General features: G+C 30.2%; 14 protein-coding genes. 4 read left to right on the top strand and 10 right to left on the bottom strand.

Annotation, left to right across the window (positions count from 1 at the left end; translation table 11 throughout):
- Positions 1 to 5 precede the first annotated feature (5 nt).
- The gene (locus EDC18_RS03825; protein ID WP_165878467.1) at positions 6 to 2,378 is read right to left on the bottom strand and encodes an ABC transporter permease; all 2,373 of its coding nucleotides are present in this window, start codon (positions 2,376 to 2,378) and stop codon (positions 6 to 8) included.
- 274 nt (positions 2,379 to 2,652) lie between these two features.
- On the opposite strand from EDC18_RS03825, the gene EDC18_RS03820 reads away from it, so the two are divergent.
- Positions 2,653 to 4,218: an S-layer homology domain-containing protein gene (locus EDC18_RS03820; protein ID WP_132250466.1), complete on the top strand. Its 1,566-nt coding sequence runs from the start codon at positions 2,653 to 2,655 to the stop codon at positions 4,216 to 4,218.
- Positions 4,219 to 4,289: 71 nt separating this feature from the next.
- Here the strand turns inward: EDC18_RS03820 and EDC18_RS03815 are convergent, their stop codons facing one another.
- The 6 genes from EDC18_RS03815 to EDC18_RS03790 form a co-directional block, all read right to left on the bottom strand.
- Entirely contained in the window at positions 4,290 to 5,423 is a 1,134-nt protein-coding gene (locus EDC18_RS03815; RefSeq protein WP_243115051.1) for an enolase C-terminal domain-like protein, read from the bottom strand.
- Between the two features lie 185 nt (positions 5,424 to 5,608).
- Entirely contained in the window at positions 5,609 to 7,624 is a 2,016-nt protein-coding gene (locus EDC18_RS03810) for an FtsX-like permease family protein (RefSeq protein WP_132250462.1), read from the bottom strand.
- Positions 7,614 to 8,372, bottom strand: a complete 759-nt coding sequence (locus EDC18_RS03805; RefSeq protein WP_132250460.1) for an ABC transporter ATP-binding protein — start codon at positions 8,370 to 8,372, stop codon at positions 7,614 to 7,616. The genes EDC18_RS03810 and EDC18_RS03805 overlap by 11 nt, the downstream gene beginning before the upstream one ends.
- Before the next feature lie 113 nt (positions 8,373 to 8,485).
- A complete protein-coding gene (locus EDC18_RS03800; RefSeq protein ID WP_165878466.1) occupies positions 8,486 to 9,517 on the bottom strand; it encodes a sensor histidine kinase in 1,032 nt (343 codons plus the stop codon).
- On the bottom strand, positions 9,507 to 10,202 hold the full coding sequence (locus EDC18_RS03795) for a response regulator transcription factor (RefSeq protein ID WP_132250456.1): 696 nt from the start codon (positions 10,200 to 10,202) through the stop codon (positions 9,507 to 9,509). The genes EDC18_RS03800 and EDC18_RS03795 overlap by 11 nt, the downstream gene beginning before the upstream one ends.
- A 28-nt stretch (positions 10,203 to 10,230) precedes the next feature.
- Entirely contained in the window at positions 10,231 to 11,133 is a 903-nt protein-coding gene (locus EDC18_RS03790; RefSeq protein WP_132250454.1) for a DMT family transporter, read from the bottom strand.
- Between the two features lie 212 nt (positions 11,134 to 11,345).
- On the opposite strand from EDC18_RS03790, the gene EDC18_RS03785 reads away from it, so the two are divergent.
- Complete coding sequence (locus EDC18_RS03785; protein WP_132250452.1) at positions 11,346 to 12,185, top strand: EFR1 family ferrodoxin; 840 nt, start codon at positions 11,346 to 11,348, stop codon at positions 12,183 to 12,185.
- Positions 12,186 to 12,277: 92 nt separating this feature from the next.
- Here the strand turns inward: EDC18_RS03785 and EDC18_RS03780 are convergent, their stop codons facing one another.
- The gene (locus EDC18_RS03780) at positions 12,278 to 13,216 is read right to left on the bottom strand and encodes a hypothetical protein (RefSeq protein WP_132250450.1); all 939 of its coding nucleotides are present in this window, start codon (positions 13,214 to 13,216) and stop codon (positions 12,278 to 12,280) included.
- A gap of 518 nt (positions 13,217 to 13,734) precedes the next feature.
- Here EDC18_RS03780 and EDC18_RS03775 point away from each other — a divergent pair.
- Entirely contained in the window at positions 13,735 to 14,262 is a 528-nt protein-coding gene (locus EDC18_RS03775) for a YdeI/OmpD-associated family protein (RefSeq protein ID WP_132250448.1), read from the top strand.
- 107 nt (positions 14,263 to 14,369) lie between these two features.
- On the opposite strand, the gene EDC18_RS03770 is transcribed toward EDC18_RS03775, so the two are convergent.
- Positions 14,370 to 14,792, bottom strand: a complete 423-nt coding sequence (locus EDC18_RS03770; protein ID WP_132250446.1) for an HIT family protein — start codon at positions 14,790 to 14,792, stop codon at positions 14,370 to 14,372.
- Positions 14,793 to 14,993: 201 nt separating this feature from the next.
- Here EDC18_RS03770 and EDC18_RS03765 point away from each other — a divergent pair, with 201 nt between their 5' ends.
- Positions 14,994 to 16,538: a polysaccharide deacetylase family protein gene (locus tag EDC18_RS03765; RefSeq protein ID WP_132250444.1), complete on the top strand. Its 1,545-nt coding sequence runs from the start codon at positions 14,994 to 14,996 to the stop codon at positions 16,536 to 16,538.
- Positions 16,539 to 16,644: 106 nt separating this feature from the next.
- Here the strand turns inward: EDC18_RS03765 and EDC18_RS03760 are convergent, their stop codons facing one another.
- The gene (locus EDC18_RS03760) at positions 16,645 to 17,433 is read right to left on the bottom strand and encodes a class I SAM-dependent methyltransferase (protein ID WP_132250442.1); all 789 of its coding nucleotides are present in this window, start codon (positions 17,431 to 17,433) and stop codon (positions 16,645 to 16,647) included.
- Positions 17,434 to 17,598 lie beyond the last annotated feature (165 nt).

The raw sequence follows: 17,598 nt of genomic DNA, 5'->3' as shown, positions 1-17,598 counted from the left end.
GCCCCCTATTCCATATTATTTATTTCTTTTAAATCAACTTTTTTAACAGCTCCAGCACTTAAATATGCAATAACTGTAGTAACTACAAGCAATATCATTGGATATATTATATATACTTCTAAAACCTCTACCTTAAATACGATATTCTGAATACCCATTATTGCAAAAATCTTGCCGGATGTTACAGGCCCAAGGAAATTAGAGAATATAATGCCTAAAATAATCGCAATGACTAGAATGATGCTTATTCTAGCTGTTTGCCAAAATCGTATCCCACTATTTCTAAAGCCGATACTTTTTAGCATTGCTATTTCACCTTTTTCTTTAATAATAAAAGTCTTCATCATTAAAATAGTAATTAAAGCATTTATAGCAAGGACAATTAGAACAATTAAATTCTTCATAATATCAATTTGATCTAATATCCCGCCTAAATATTTTGAAACATATTCTTGTGAGTCGCTAAAGGTATAACTTGGGTAGGCCACCTTTAATTTATTGATCCATAGTTGTGGCTCTTTATCTCCCTGAAAATTACCTTGGAAAGGGTATACCATTGCTAAATATCTAAAATCTATATCCATTATAGGATTTAATCTTACTGATTCCCCCATATTTGTCATACTTTCATATATACCGGTCACTATTAACGGCCTTTTTTCCTGACCAATTTGCACGTATATGGTATCCCCAATAAAATGATTTAGCTTCTTAGATACTTTTTCTGTTATTGCTATTTCATTTTCTAATTTTGGCATTTCACCTTTTAAAACATTATGATTAGTCGTATTACTTCCTTGGACTTGAAATGCCATTAATGTAAAAATATTGTCTTTCTCCTCTCCTTGAAACTTAAGGGAATACATTATTTCACCATAAACTTCTATATCTACACCAATATCTCTAAAAGATCTATTAAGGTGATTCATATCCTCTAAATATTCTTCTTTACTAACACCTATGGAGTATTTGTACATTTCATCCGTTTCAATAAATACATCACTATAATCAAGTCCAAACAACTTAATAATATTGCCATCTTTCAAGGTGTTCATCGTGTTCAAAGGAATAATAATTAAAATTGTTCCTATACAGAAGGTTAAAATCAAAACCACAAACCGCTTAATATTGCATAAGATATCATTTATAGCAATAAAGATTGGTACTTTTATATTTCTAAAGCTTCTAAGTTTTAACCTTGAATTGCCTTTAAAACGTTCACCATTACTGCCATTTCTAATGGCATCTATTGCAGAGTATTTACTCAGTTTTCTTGTACAGGTGTAGCAAAATATAAGAACGATTAAAACAACTAAAATAGAGCAAACTATATTAATTAATATATTTCCAGTAGAATTTTTCATTAATATATTTTCTGAGGCTTGCTTTAAAAGCATATTCCCAAAGGGGAAGCTTAGTATAAAACCAACAACCACACCTATTACAGTTATAGCAAGGTATTTAATCAAATAAATCTTTTTAATCCCCATAGATTTAAGGCCAATTGCTTTCATAATCCCTATTTCTTTAAAGTCATCTTCTAAGGTAAAAATGATTGTAAATCTTAAAATTAAAAAGGCTATTAAAATAAGACAAATGCTTACTATAATTAAAACTGCAGAGGGCAACATATCAAAAATAAAACTAATATTAACAAAGGAATTGTCAAAGCTAAATATCGTATTACTATCTATCCCTTCAAATTCTTTTTCAAGTGTAGCTATATCTTCTGACATTATATAATAATTTATCATAACCCCTGCATCCTCATAGGTTCTGAAAATTTCATAATCTTCATCACTGATAAGCAGCCTTTTCATTTCAATCATACTGGATCCGTAAATAGCATCCTTCGTAAAGAGCTTTATTGTAAATTCTTTTTCTATATGTCCTAAAGTAATAACAACTTTATTGCCAACTTCTAAATTGTTTTTATTTTTATCAGCATATGACAAGGCAATTTCACCTGGTTTTAAAGTAACTTCTTCTCCATTATCATCAAGTAGTTTTCCATACAACTTTGGTTGTGATTGAAGCAAAACTTCTCCAAAAGGATTAAATTCTTGAATTATATTGTCTTTTATAATTTTGATATTGTCTTTAAAGAGCATTGTACTACGATCAATGTCATAAGAATTTATGACCTGAGAGTTATTAAGCCAATGATTAAACTCTTCATCTCCCCCTCTATCATAAGCCGAGATAATGTAATCTGGTACTTTCGCCTTCTCCATAAAATAGTCAACAGATTCTGTTATTGCAATTAAATTATTCATACTACTTGCTAAGAATGTTGTTGATAAAATGATGAAAATCAAAAGAATAATATTCATTGCTTTTTTTCGTTTTAAGTCCTTTTTAAAAATTGTAAAAAACATAGTCCTTACCCCACTTAAATTATTTATTGATCTTGAGTTCATTATAATTTATTAATTATTAAATAATCCTTAAATAAAATATTAAAAAAGCTATTTTAAATCGTCTTGTATATTCTAATTATATTTTTATATTTTTTATCTTCTTTAGTAATCACATTAAATTTTATTATCAATATGAATGTTTTTACCTTATAATTTGTCTTTTGTTAACAAAAGTGATAGTATATTTATATATAACCCCTAATCAATATAAAAATTGAAAGGAGAGATAAACATGATTTGCATCAAAAAACTTATAACTTCCAAACCATTGGTGGCATTGATTTTATTACTAACATCGAGTTCTTTCAATGTTTTTGCAGAAAAAGAAAACTTATCAATAGCAATTCAAGACTTGCTCCCACACTATAACAATTTTAACTGGTCATACTTTGGAATTACAGGCTATGGTCATGATATGTCGATTGCCTCTATTATTAAAAACGATGATAATCTCCATTACTATATTAATGGAAATGTCCACGATATGTCTAGTGGAGAGTCCAATGCTGACTTTTCCCTTTCTTTAGAGTATATTGTAGAAAGTGATACCCTCATACAAATAAAAGAAGAGGAAACCATGCTAGATTCAGAGTTTGATCGTATTGAATTAATAAGAACCCCCTTAGTACAAGGTACTCATTGGACTCAAGAAGTTGAAAAGAATGGTACCCTTACAACTCTAAGTTCTACCATTACTGATGTTGAAGTGACAAATGAAGGTACAATCTTTACAGTTATTTATGAAGATACTAATAGTTCTTATTATGAAAAACGTCAATTACAGGAAGGCATTGGTGTCATTGATTTTGAAAAAGTTATGTACAACAATGAAGATGAGGAGTATATGGTAAATTACTCTTTATTTACAAACGAAACAGGGTTAGATACCTCAATTAATTTTAAAGACACTTCTAGATCTGCTTGGTATATGCCCTATGTCTCAAAATTAATTACTCTAGACTTACTTCACGGCTATCCAGACCAAACCTTTAGACCTAATAAAGAAATAACTGTTGCGGAGTTTTTAAAGTTAACCATTTTATCTTTAAGTTATAATCTAGAAGCAGGTGATGACATATGGTTCAACCCTTATATAGAAAAGTCATTGGAACTTGATATTATTTCTAACGATACCTTTGATGATTATAACCGTCCAATTACTCGAGAAGAGATGACAAAGGTTATTGTCAATGCTTTAGGTAAAGAGCCTCAATGGGGAGAATTAGATTTTACTGATGCAGATGAAATTGATTCAGAATATGTTCCTTATGTTTATATAGCAATTGAGTTAGGCTTCATCCAAGGTTATCCTTCATATAATACTTTTGCCCTTAATCAGTTCACGACTAGAGCAGAAGCTGCAAAATTATTTGCTTTTTTAGCTGAAACTATATATACACAAGAATCACTTAGTATTTCAAATTCACTAGATTTAGAAAATGAATTCCAAGATCGCTTATTTCAAGAAACTGAAGAAGGCTGGGTTGTTCGTGATTTTAATAATAAACAAGATTTAATTGATTATATTGCAGAAATTGCAGATAGGGAACTTGTAGAAACATATGTGAACAATTACTACGATTATATAGATGGTGAACTCGTTTTAATCCCTAAAGATGGTCCTACCTTAATCATTGAAGATAGGGAATACCAATTAGAGATTATTACTCCTAAAAATTTTCAATTAAAACAAGAGACTACTACAGACATGATAGGTCACTATACCCTTACTATAACTTTCCATTATGAAGATAATCGATGGATTGTGACAAATCGTCATGTAAATGTTCAAGACTAATTAAGAAATTATTCACTCTTTTAAAGGGCAAAACCATGTCATCCATGATTTTGCCCTTAATATTTTCAAACCTATTTATCCATATAAAAGAACTGTTTACTTTCAATTAATCCATCTTTTTCTAGTTTCTCGATATTCATTCTTTGAGGATTACCAATTACATCTGACGGACAGTAGAATCTCCCATTTTTTTCTTCTGGTTGATATATTGTGTATTCCCCTACAGGCTTACTGATTGGTTCGTGATATTCTATATATTCATCTTCATTATAGAGACAACCAAAGATAGCATTTAGATAAATCCTACCACCTGAAGAAAATTTTACATTGTTTTGACGGGCCATATCTCTAATACGAATCAAATCATCTATGCGTGTCATTCTACCTAAAGATGGTTGTACATGATCTACGCCCTTCTCAATATAGATTTCATATTCATAGGAAATCCTCATAGATTCACCAAATGCAATAGGTGCTGAAAAGCCCATTTCTTTTAAGCGTTTTATACCGTTCATATCATTGGCATGAATAGGTTCTTCGATCCAAGCCAGGTTATAAGGTTTTACCAATTCAGAGAATTTGTAAGCTGTCTCTACATCCCATTTTTGATTTGCATCAACAGAAATATTTATGTGATCGCCTACTGCCTTTCTCACTTTTTCTACCCTTCTTAAATCCCTGTCCATATCATCGCTACCCACTTTAAATTTAAGGGTATTGTATCCTTCTTCTACATACCTTGTCATATCTTCTATTAATTCATCATCTTCTAGCAAGATAGACCCGCCACCTTTATAAGCAGCTGCCCAGTCTTTTGTAGCCCCCAAAAATCTGTGTAAAGGCTTTCCTGCTCGTTGAGATAAAATATCTAACATCATTAAGTCCAGCATCCCAACTTCAACAGCTTTTTCACTCTGGAACCCACTATTTCTAATTTTCCAATATAAGCTGGTTCTCCATTCATTATAGCTTTTCTTCTCTCCATTAAGAATCATAGGAAGAATATTTTTTACAAATCCTCGTCCTACAGAAAGATGGGCACAAGCACCTTCATCATCATAGAGTTCAATACAGCCTTGTTCTGGAGCATTTTTACCCATTCCACCAGTACCATCTTTAAATGGTCTTGGTAATGGAATCGGATTAAAATTATAGTATATCGCCTTTGTAAAACGAATTTCATCTTTAAAATCAAATGCAAACATCATATTCCTCCTCAAAGTTATAACTTAATCTTAATACTAAAGGTAATGCTTATATATATCAACTTATATATTACACAAAAATAAACCATATTTTTATACAAATTATCTATTTACCTCATTTTCATATATTCCATTCAACCTTTTGTTTGAACATAATCACCATAGTATCAATCATCATCATAACTTTAGAATAGACTTCTATAGTAATTTTTCTTAGCTAAAAAATAACACCAATAACAAAGAAAGAGATTACAACCTTGTATTATTAAAACCAACCATACATAATAATATGTGTCTCTAACTAATAAACTGCTTAAATGTGTATTTTGAACTACTATTAACAAGATAAATACAAAAACCGTAGACAATACTGTAGGAAGTATAAAAATAGGCCGTAAAACTTGCCTTATATAAAGCCTCATTTCAATGTCTGTAATACCTATACGCTTTAATTGCAAATAATTTTTTAGTAAAATTTCCTTCCCAAGTATCAGCCTGAAGTATAGAATACTATTAAATGCTATAGCAAATATAAAAATCAAAAGATATAAGACAATTATCATTGCTCCTGTTGAAAATAAACTATTTTCATAAGTAGAATAATAATCAGCTATAAAATATGGGTTTTCATTATATCTGTCAAACCGATAGGCTAACTGAAAATTATTAACATTATATTTTTCATAAAGGATATCAGCTACTTTATCTGCTACCTTCTTCGAATCTTTTTTATTATTAAAATAACTTAAGTACAATTCTCCTATTCTATCCTCTCTAAGATTTATTCTAATGTTTCTATAATCTTCATCATTTAAAATAATAAGATAACCTGTATGATATCTACTCATATAATTAATTATTTTAGAATCCAGAGAATATCCTTCTTTAAACTCTAAGGGTATTACACCGTTCATTATTTCAATTGTCTCAGGCATTTTGCGCATAGTGGCATTTTTAAAGGTATGTATAACACTATAAGTTCCTTTATTAACAGCAATAGGTTCTTCTAAAAGTTTTACTATTTCTTTTTCAGAGATTACTATTTGCGACATCTTTATTACTATATCAGGCATTTCAGTTGTAAAAACAGGTGTTATAAACTCTATTTGAATGGCATCTATTTCTTTTACTTTTTGTTCTTTAAGCACTTCCATATAGATTTGTTCAAAACCCTTGACTTCATTACTATATGCACTTGCAAAATCATAAATTTCGAAGGATCTTGTTGATTGTTCTATATTATTGTATTGTATAATTACCATGCCAATACCTATAACAACTAGGAGCTGCACTACTACTGACAAAAAAATAATCATACTATTATCTACAATATGATTCCTAACTTCACGTAAATGTAATAAATTATTATAGTAGAATACTTTAATTTTAAAAAATAATTTTATTATCAAAAGAATACTTTGTGAGATAAATAAGTACAATCCTAAGAATAATATCAATAAAATCAATATTATTACAAGCTGCATACCTTTTTGCGATTCTAACAAATTGCTCATCCAAGTTGGAATTCGATTGTATGCCACAATATAAACTATGAAATATGCCATTAGTAAAAATATGATTAATCCAATAAATCCTAGATAACCATTTTCTATAAACAATTTTCTTGGTTTTCGATTTCCTTTAATGATTTCTAATGGTTCTTTTCTAGAATAGTAAATAAATGAAAAGAGCGTACTAATGACAAATACAAATCCAAAAAGAATGAAACTTATAAAGGGACTACTTATATCAACAAAAGCTATTTTTTGCTCTATGACATACACTTTTTTAATAACTGCAATAATTAGATTGCCGAATAAACTTCCCAAGAGTATTCCTGTAATCCAAGATGCTACAAATAAAATAATACTCTCAAATAAAAAAATCCCTAAAACGCCACTTCTTTTCAAACCTATTACCAAATAAATGCCATATTCTCTCATTCTGGATAGTATTAAAAGCTTACCCATATAAGGGATATAAAGTAAAGAAAGCACAAAAATTATTAATGCACCAATCAAAAGTACCGTGTTCATAAAAAAATCAGAATAGTTGTTTAGTTCGCCAATCAACACAGTATTCATGGATAGGTTATATAATATATAGAATAAACATACCAAACCTGATGCAATAAAATAAATATTCATCCAATCTTTTTTCTTAAATAGGAAGTTCTTCCACACAATACTTCTAAATTTCATGTGTAATTCCTCCCATCATTTTAAGACTGGCAATAATTTGATGGTAAAAACTCTTTTGATCTCCTTTTCGATCTAACTCGCTAAATATCGTGCCATCTCTAATAAAAGTAATTCGATTGCAATAACTTGCTGCTAATGGATCATGTGTTACCATTAAAATTGTTCCACCTTTTTCCTCATTTATATGCTTGAACGAAGTCATAATCTCTTCTGATGCTTTTGAATCAATGTTACCAGTAGGTTCATCTGCAAAAAGAATTTGTGGTTTATGAATTATTGCTCTAGCGATGGCAGCTCTTTGTTGTTGTCCTCCCGAAACGTTCCAAGGGTATTTGTCTTTAATATCTTCAATTGAAAAGAATTTCATAATTTCATTAATCTTGTTTTCTATTTTCTTACCTTCTTCTTTATTTAATATCAATGGTAATGCCACATTTTCTTTTATTGTTAACCCATCCATTAGATTAAAATCTTGAAAGACAAAACCCATATGATTTCTTCTAAATAGTGCGATTTCATTTTGTGATAGGTTTTCAATATTCTTATTATTAAGTAATATTTCTCCTGAATTAATATTAATAATACCACCCATGGCACTTAGCAAAGTAGACTTACCACTTCCTGAAGGACCCATTATACCAACAAACTCACCTGATTGAACTTCTAAAGATAGTTTGTCAAGTGCAATTGTTTTGTTATCAGAGCCTTTAACACCATATATCTTAGTTACATTCTTACAAGCTAACATATGCTTCCTCCCAGCCTATTATATCTTTTTTTACTTGTAAAACAAGCATATACAAAAACTCAATCTATATCTACCGTAAAGATTAGGCTTTTTATTACAAATTTGTAATAAATCTAGTAATAAGCTATAGGATATGTTATTTTAACACAGGTACCCATTTCTACTTGAGATTCAATATTAATGTCTTGATTAAGTTTTGAACAGATTTGGTGACATAAGAATAAACCAACGCCAGTAGATCGTGGCACCTTACGTCCGTTTTCACCTGTAAAAAACACCTCGAATACCCTTTTAATGTCGTAGTTTGGTATACCAATTCCATTATCTTTAATACAAAGAGTAAAGTTCTTCTCTCTTTCTTCTACATAAATATGTATTGATTTTTCTTTTTTACATTCATATGAAAACTTAATAGCATTGGATAAGATTTGATCTAGAATAACACCATTCCACTTTTCATCAGTAATAACTTTTATCTTTTTTTGATCTTCATTAAATTTTAGAATTGGATATACTTGATGTGATAAAAAGGATGATTGCCTCTGATTAATGGCTTTCTTAATTGAATCATATATTTTAACTTTAGTTGGCATCAGATCTTTAGCAAATTCATTGAGCCGTAAGATATTAAGGGTTCCATCTAATAACTCATTCAATTGATCACATTCTTGCTTTATATATAAATGATACTGAAGGGCTTCTTCAACTAAGACTGGACCAAACCTCTCATTGTATAATTTCATCACTGTCAAAGGCGATTTCATGTTATGTAAAAACTGTGCAATAATATATTTTTCTGATTGATATGTGTTCAATATTTCATTTTGTCTATTTAGCACCTCATTATGCATTTCTTCCACATATTGGATAATCTGTAAATAGCTTGGCTTATAATATTCATTGGGTTTATGTTCTAGAGATTCTTTTAATAATACGCATCTCATTAAAGGATAAAAATGAAACCATTCATAACCTATGTATATAAGCAAAATTGTAAAAAAAGTTATTATTGGAAAGGTCAAATCTAATACATTATATTCAAGTCTATAATACAAAAAATTTATAAGCATTATTAATATAATGGCAATTAACGCGACTCTTATTTCTTTAAAAAACAACATTATAAGCTTTTTTCTAATTTTCATCCATACCATCTCCTAATGACATATAATAACCTACTGATCGCTTACTCCTTATAGAATATGGATATTCGAGAGTAGCCAACTTATCCTTTAGTCTTTTAATATTTACATTAAGAGTGTTCTCGTGGACAAAAATATCGGTATCCCATAAAGCCTTTAAAAGTTCATATCTTTCAAATATTTTATTAGGATTAGCTATAAAGAGTTTTGATAAAATAAGCTCATTTCGACTTAGAGTTGTTTCCTTATCTCTATAATACAATTTAAAATGGTCAGTATCTATAACAAGTCCATTGTATTGAACTTCTATATTCTTTATATTTTGTATTTGATATCGCCTAAGCACCGTTTTTATTTTAGCTTCTAGAAGTTGCAAACTAAATGGTTTAACTATATATTCATCAGCACCTATATCCATACCATATATCTGCTCAAATTCACTACCCCTAGAAGATATAAAGATAATGGGTGCCTCTGATTTCAAACGGAACAAACGACATAATGTGAAGCCATCTTTATATGGCAGGTTAACGTCTAAAAGCGTTAGGTCCGGGGCAACTTCTTCAAACACTTCTTCTATATTGATCAAAGTTTCTGGCACAATAACTTGATATCCATACCCTTCTAACCCAGTCTTCAAAGCATTAGATAATTGCATATCATCTTCTACAATTAATATTTTAGACATTATATCCACCTCTAAGATAGTATTATAGTTAAACAAGCTTTTGTTTTAAAAATTTTATTTTATATGAAGTATTCATAATATAAACAGCCATTAAAGATAAACTTCCCCCAATGATAGTAACTAACCTAGGGACTTCTCCTAATAATAACCAACTTGTAATCATTGCACTTGTTGGCACAAGAAAGATAAAAGAACTTGCTCTCCTTGCACCCAAATTACTTACTGCAAAAAAGTACGCAGTCGTTGCAAATGTTGTTACACCTATAGATATATAAATGACATTGATCCAAAACCCAGTTGTCATATAGTGGGTAGAAAATAAGCCTTTAGGAATAGATAAAAACAAAGTAATCAGAGCAGTTATACCATATGTATAAAAACTAAAAGTAAAGGCATGAATATTTTTTTTTGAAGTTTGGCTAGTTATAGAAAGAAATCCCCATGTAATCGCTGCAAAAAAGAAAAGTAAATTCCCACCCATTAATATTTGCCCACTATTAAACTTCCATCCTTCAAGTAAAACAAACCCTCCGATACACCCTACAAAAAGCCCAATCATATGTTTCCATTCAAACTTTTGTTTGAATAATATGGCCGTAATTAAAAACGTAAATAAGGGATTTAATGTTGTAACCAACACGCCCCCTGCTCCAGCCAATCCAACAGTGAGCCCAATAAAAAAAAGAAAATTATAAACTGCTAAACAGACTGCTCCTATTAGTACTTGAATAAAGCCTTTTTTATTTAACTTTAATGGTACTTTTAAATACAGTACGACAGGTACAAATGATATAAATGTAATAAAAAAGCGCCAAAAAATTAAAATTTCAGGTGACGCAGACTGTGAAATTATTTTACCTGAAGTCCAACTGCCTCCCCAAAAGGTCATAGAAACAATCATTAATATATAAAAATATGTATTTTTTTTCATGGAATTCTCCTTACATTATATTTTCAATAAAGCTTATGTCTGTTCCTAAGCCATAGGCATAAGGTGACGTTGTTACTATTTTATCATTAAAAAATATAAACATCTACACAAAAAAAGTCCTTCATAACCCACTTACTCATTTAAGATAATTGACCCAATCATCCGTCTATGCTATCGTTAATTAGAGGTGTTAATATTAGGAGGGATTTGTTTTGAAAAAAGCAATTATTTATTACTTTAGCGGAACAGGTAATACCTGGTGGGTGTCCAAGGAACTAAAAAAACAACTGGTTCTTAATGATTGGGAAGTCAATTGTTTCTCCATAGAATGTATTCAAGATGAAGATATATTAAATCAAATTACCGATGTTAATCATATCGTATTTGGATTTCCTGTTTATGGTTCAACAGCCCCCATTCCAATGCTTAATTTTATTCACAGTTTTCCAAAGGCAAATAACAATCAAACTATTAGTATCTTTGGCACTCAGGCCCTAGCATCTGGTGATACAGCCTACTTTATTGGAAAACACCTTATAAAAAAAGGCTATAAACTTAAGCAAACCATTCATTTTAAAATGATGAATAATCTCCATTTACCTAGATTTAGATTTTATGCGCCTAAAAATGATGATCGTGTTATATCCCTCCACCGTAAAAACTTACCCATTATAAAACAGCTCGCATTAAATATTACTCATAACAAAAAGAATATTCGAGGTAAATACTCTTTGGGTATTCTCATAGGCATTTTTCAAAGAAGTCATATTAATAAACTTATTACTACTGCAAGCAAAGGATTTAGTGTTGATTCTTCTCGTTGTGTAAACTGCGATAAATGTGTAAATATTTGTCCAACGAAAAACATTATTAAATCAAAAAACACCTATGTCTTTGATAGTAACTGTGCTTTATGTTTGCGTTGTTATTCTCAATGTCCTACATATGCTATTTTAATTGGCAAAAAATCAGCAAATATTAAGAAATTCCCTCGCTATAAAGGACCACAGGATGGTTTTAATGTTAATCTTTTAATAAAAGCTAAGAAGTGATTCTTTTGTTATCAGTCATAAAAAGAATAACCCACGAGATGAGAACCAGAATATTCGTGGGTTATCTTTTAATAGATTTATCCATCACTATACTACTTACTATAAATCTCTCTTTCAAATACAGAACCATCACTATATACTACTTTTAACACAAGACGATTATAGTCAACATTATCCTCTGATGATATGGTTTTTGTTAACGAATCTTCTCTAGCTGGTGTTCCGTCGTAATATCTCATTTCTTGGTTAACGAATTTTTCTTCATCTATTAGCCGGCCATCATTATATTTCTTTAGAAATGCATCTTTTAAAAAAACTGATGTATTATACATATTACCATTCATTACAGTTAAATTGTAGTTATTATTATCATTAATGTTTTCGTTAATATATCCATAAACATCTAAATACCCATAATATTGAGCACCTATCTCCTCAATATTAAAAATGTTAATATCACTATTTTTTATAGTTTCATCATGAGACACTGATATATAATAACTAAAACTCATTCTATTTTGTTTTGGATATTTCTCATCTACAACAACTTCAACATTATTACTTATACCATTTCTACTGACTCCAACATTTCTACTAATTCCAATATTCCAGATAGGTTCTACATCCATATCAATTGGTAATTCAACTCTAAAAAACCCATTTCCACTAGGCTCAGCCTTAACAGATGTATACTCTTCACCCTCTGCTATCCTGTAGTTTAAATGAACCTCAGAATTACTTTGCAACTCTTTTACTTGCCACTCAAAATTTACTGATCCTTGGTTCTTATGGGTATCACTTAATTCTGTTCTAACATCAACCCTGCTTAACCAACTCTGTTCTTCTTGCATTCTATTAATCGCATTACTAACATAGCCCATTTGTGAATTAACAGTATTCATAATGTGCTGATTATTATTTGAAATATGGTTTAGTGTATTATTTATGTCCTTAATCCTTGTTATCAAAATATAATTTAATAGTAGACTTAAACACAGTCCACCAACTACGATAATTTTAAAATGTTTCATTCTGAACCTCCCAAATTATTTAACAAATAGATGTATACGAGTGTTTATTCCCAAACCATACCGATGGTTATCCTTATGGGTTCTATCAGTTTTTCTCCTAAAGCAATTCCTTTCATTATTAGCACTATATATTTTTATATAGTCACTATTGATATAACTTTCAGCAAGATCCTTTTAAATGTAATGAGTTAAAAAACCTAAGGCGATTGTCCTTAGATTATGTATATTCGGTTAATTAATTTATTTCTAACTCTACCTTTTTTTATCTTATTAAGTATTATATTCAATATTCAAATATTTGTCAAAGTATTACGATGATATAGTTTTTATCAACAATAACACCTCATTAAAAACTAATTACAGTATAAACTGGTGCTCCCTTTTACTTAATTAAGATTAAAAATACGCTATTTAAATGACATTATTGATCTTGTCGAAGTATACAAAATTAGTGCCGTAGTATATACTAAAAACTAGGTCATACTTTTTTATGGAAACATCAAAGGAGGGTATATGAAATGACACTATTAGAATTTGAGACAAAGTTATTACAAATAAAAGACTGGACAATCATAAGATTGCCTATAAATATTAGTAAAGAACTCCCTTCTCGTGGAATGGTTATGATTGAAGGAACCATCAACACCACTAAAATAAAAATTCCTCTCGAGCCAGATGGTATGGGCAGCCATTGGTTCAGGGTTGATAATTCTTTATGTGAAGAACTAGCTTTAAAGGTTGGTGACATAATTTCATTGTCCATTATATCTACTAACACATTAATTGAACCAGAAGTACCTGATGATTTAAATAAATTTCTTAGTTTATTTAATTTAGAATCCCAGTGGAATACTATTACAACAAAGGCTCGTTGGGAATGGATACGATGGATTCGCGCTACCCATAATCCACAAACCAGAGAAAAAAGAATCCAAACCGCTTGTTCTATGCTTGACTCTGGAAAAAAAAGACCTTGTTGTTTTGACCAGAGTAGATGTACTGAACCCTATGTATCAAAAAATGGTATTCTAATTATAAATTTATAATCATTCATAATAATTCAAATACAAAGAACCCACGAACTTCGATTAAATCAAATTTCGTGGGTTCTTATGCTAATCAGTCTATATTCTCAACCATATAATACTTGTTCCTAAAGATGAGCTTTAATTTGTTCCATAATAGACGTATACTCTTCGTCAGTAAGATACTTTTGAGCAGGGTTCATTGCAAATGTACCACCCCATTCAAATTCATCTTTGTATTTTGGAACTAAGTGAAAATGCAAATGATTTCCAGTATCCCCGTAAGCACCGTAATTTACTTTCTCTGGTTTAAACGCGGCGTGAAGAGCTTTTGCCACACGGTCAACATCTTTAAAGAAACCATTTCTTTCTTCGTCTGATAGATAAACCATTTCCCCTACATGATCTTTTCCAGCTACAATAACTCTTCCTTTATGACTTTGTTCTTTAAATAGGATAAGAACAGAATTATCTAATTCACAAATCTTAATGCCAAATGCATCAAGAAGTTCTCCCTCCATACAATATGCGCAGTTAGTATCTTTTAACATTTTATTGCCACTCCTCTTTAGTAAATTTTGTAATATATATATATTATACGAGAAGCTAAAGAATAACAATAGGTCTTGATAGATTAAATTTAAATTGGTAATGCCTTTTATTTTAAGATTCATATTTAATAACTCTCTTTAATATATATGAAAAAAACAAGCTATTAATAAAACTCATATAAAATTAGGGAGCTATTAAAAATGAAGAAATACAAAAAAATATTATTAATCACACTACTGATAATAATAACTAACCTGTTTGTTCATGCTAATGGTATAGAAAAATTCGTAGACGTACAGGATGAAGGAACTGTATTACATTATGAAAGTATTTATAAAATAGCAAACAGGGGTATCATCACTGGTTATAACAATGGTTTCTTTGAACCTAACAAACCACTTTCTATATTGGAATATGCTGTTATTCTTACTAGAACTTTGGAATTAGAAAGAAGTAATTTTATATCTAATAGCAAAATAACACCTGACCTTCCTACAACCCATTGGGCATATGACTATGTAATGGCCGCTATTGAACATGGTTATATTTCTCCATTTAGTAATCTCCTATCCTTACATAAAACTGTAACTAAGAATAACGTAGAAGAACTCGTTTCAGATTTAGGTTTGGAACTCGTGCTCCATGTTTCAGATGAAATAACAAGAGGTGAAATGTCTTATATTGTTAATCAAATACTAACACACAAAGAAAACAAAAAACTTGATATGCCTACACTTATAGAGACAAGTAATGAAAAGCTTCAATTCAAAGCAAATGCCAGTTATTTGTATAGTTTATTAGGTGAATATTTAGTAGATGATACGCCTGTAACCAATGAATCTATTGCATTAATATTACTAGACAGAATGAAAATAAGTTATCCTAATTATGATTATTATAACCATATGATTAAAGACACTTCTAAAGGCCATTTAATCAAAGCTTTTAGTGAAGGATTGTTAGAAATCGACCCCCAAGGTTATGTTCAGCCCTATAAAGAATTAACAAGAGATGATGTATATAGGATAGTTAAGCGACTAGAAGAACCTTTGACTGTAGCCAGGCCTCAATATGTAGAAAGAAGAAATATTCCAATATTAATGTACCACGAAATTAATACCCTTCCTAAAAATGGCCCCACAGGATTGTATGTTAGTAAAGAGAATTTTTCATTGCAATTGGATGCTTTACAAAAAAATGGATACAATACTGTAACCATGGAGCAAGTATATCAACATTGGAAAAATCAAGTGCCTTTACCTGAAAATCCAGTGGTATTGACTTTTGACGATGCTTATATCTCTCATCGAAATTTTGCAACAGTAGAATTATCAAAAAGAGGTATGGTAGGTACCTTTTATGTGATAATGGGTGAATTTTATTTAAATGATCCTTGGTATGTTAACGAACAAGATATAAAAGAAATGTATGAATTAGGCATGGAGATTGGAAGTCATACTTTAAATCATATAGATTCTAGAAATACCAGAAATGCTGTTTTACTTGAAGAATATAAAGAATCCAAAGAACGCTTAGAAACATTACTTGGAACAGATATCCATCATTTTTGTTACCCATATGGTGCATCAACTCAATATGCTTTGCAAACATTAAATGAATTAGGTTATAGGACTGCCGTAAAAACAACATATGGGAAAGCCAATAAAAATCAAGGTTATTATCGATTAAGCAGAATTCGAATATTTTATACAGATACTATTAATGCTTTTTTAAATAGATTATAATCATTTCTCGACGTCAATCTATTAATCATGGACAAAACCCCAACTTCTATCACCTATAATAGAAGTTGGGGTTTTGTTTGAGTATTTTAATCATTTTGATATGATATTACCTCACAGTAGCTTTTAAGCTAAACACCAAAGGAAGCTTTCCTTCTAAATGTGGAAAGTAAGAAAGACCTTTTTTATCTAATATTGATCCGCCCATCCCCTGAGCACAACGATCATATTCGTTAAAATACTCAATAAATAATCCAGCTCCAGCTATTGCATTTACCAACTGACTCACTGTATACATCCAGAAGTAATTTTCTGCTTCCTTATAATCAGATGCATAACCACCAATCTCATTAGAGACATCTGGTTCTTTTCCAAAGTAAGGGTATTTTATTTCTATAATATTCTCTCTAATCTTCACTTCATCAAATGTATAATAAAAAGGATGACTATCATGCACATAAAAAAATCCATCATCTTTTAAAAAATACCTAATTGTTTTTCCCCACTTCTTCAAATCAGGCAACCAACCGATACACCCGTCTGAGGTAAAGATTATATCATATTTGCCTATATGGTTATCCATAAGTGCCATAATGTCACATTCAAAAAAGTCTACATTAGCAACACCTAAATCATTTGCAAGTTTTTCTGCAAAATATATGTTTTCAGGAACTAAATCAACACCAGTAACTTGTGCACCCATTTTAGCTAACACTATTGAATCGGCTCCTGTATTACATTGCAAGTGGAGTATTTTCTTTCCTGAAACATCACCAAGTTCACTTAATACTATAGGGTTAAATAGGTAACTATTCTCTTCAAAACTCTTTTTATAATGATTGTAGTGATCTTCTGATACTAAACTCCAAGCTTTTTTGTTTGATTCAATTTCCTTCATATGCATATCCTCCCTTATTAAAGTTCCCCACTGTACATAAAGTACTTATTTGTACATAAGATTTACTTAATTCATTTACATTACATTCTATCATTTTTATTCCTCACTTTTTATCTCGCTTCGGTAAACTAAGCTTCTTAAATTTATTAATGATAGCTGCAACGC

Origin of the sequence: Natranaerovirga pectinivora (assembly GCF_004342165.1) — a bacterium.
Lineage (GTDB): Bacteria > Bacillota > Clostridia > Lachnospirales > DSM-24629 > Natranaerovirga > Natranaerovirga pectinivora.
The sequence above is the reverse complement of the archived record's forward strand: the minus strand, read 5'-3'. Positions and strand labels throughout refer to the sequence as shown.

What these genes read in the sequence shown, in the direction of transcription:
- EDC18_RS03825 (WP_165878467.1), bottom strand. Translation starts at nt 2,378, where the DNA reads ATGTTTTTTACAATTTTTAAAAAGGACTTAAAACGAAAAAAAGCAATG.
- EDC18_RS03820 (WP_132250466.1), top strand. Translation starts at nt 2,653, where the DNA reads ATGATTTGCATCAAAAAACTTATAACTTCCAAACCATTGGTGGCATTG.
- EDC18_RS03815 (WP_243115051.1), bottom strand. Translation starts at nt 5,423, where the DNA reads ATGTTTGCATTTGATTTTAAAGATGAAATTCGTTTTACAAAGGCGATA.
- EDC18_RS03810 (WP_132250462.1), bottom strand. Translation starts at nt 7,624, where the DNA reads ATGAAATTTAGAAGTATTGTGTGGAAGAACTTCCTATTTAAGAAAAAA.
- EDC18_RS03805 (WP_132250460.1), bottom strand. Translation starts at nt 8,372, where the DNA reads ATGTTAGCTTGTAAGAATGTAACTAAGATATATGGTGTTAAAGGCTCT.
- EDC18_RS03800 (WP_165878466.1), bottom strand. Translation starts at nt 9,517, where the DNA reads ATGAAAATTAGAAAAAAGCTTATAATGTTGTTTTTTAAAGAAATAAGA.
- EDC18_RS03795 (WP_132250456.1), bottom strand. Translation starts at nt 10,202, where the DNA reads ATGTCTAAAATATTAATTGTAGAAGATGATATGCAATTATCTAATGCT.
- EDC18_RS03790 (WP_132250454.1), bottom strand. Translation starts at nt 11,133, where the DNA reads ATGAAAAAAAATACATATTTTTATATATTAATGATTGTTTCTATGACC.
- EDC18_RS03780 (WP_132250450.1), bottom strand. Translation starts at nt 13,216, where the DNA reads ATGAAACATTTTAAAATTATCGTAGTTGGTGGACTGTGTTTAAGTCTA.
- EDC18_RS03775 (WP_132250448.1), top strand. Translation starts at nt 13,735, where the DNA reads ATGACACTATTAGAATTTGAGACAAAGTTATTACAAATAAAAGACTGG.
- EDC18_RS03770 (WP_132250446.1), bottom strand. Translation starts at nt 14,792, where the DNA reads ATGTTAAAAGATACTAACTGCGCATATTGTATGGAGGGAGAACTTCTT.
- EDC18_RS03765 (WP_132250444.1), top strand. Translation starts at nt 14,994, where the DNA reads ATGAAGAAATACAAAAAAATATTATTAATCACACTACTGATAATAATA.
- EDC18_RS03760 (WP_132250442.1), bottom strand. Translation starts at nt 17,433, where the DNA reads ATGAAGGAAATTGAATCAAACAAAAAAGCTTGGAGTTTAGTATCAGAA.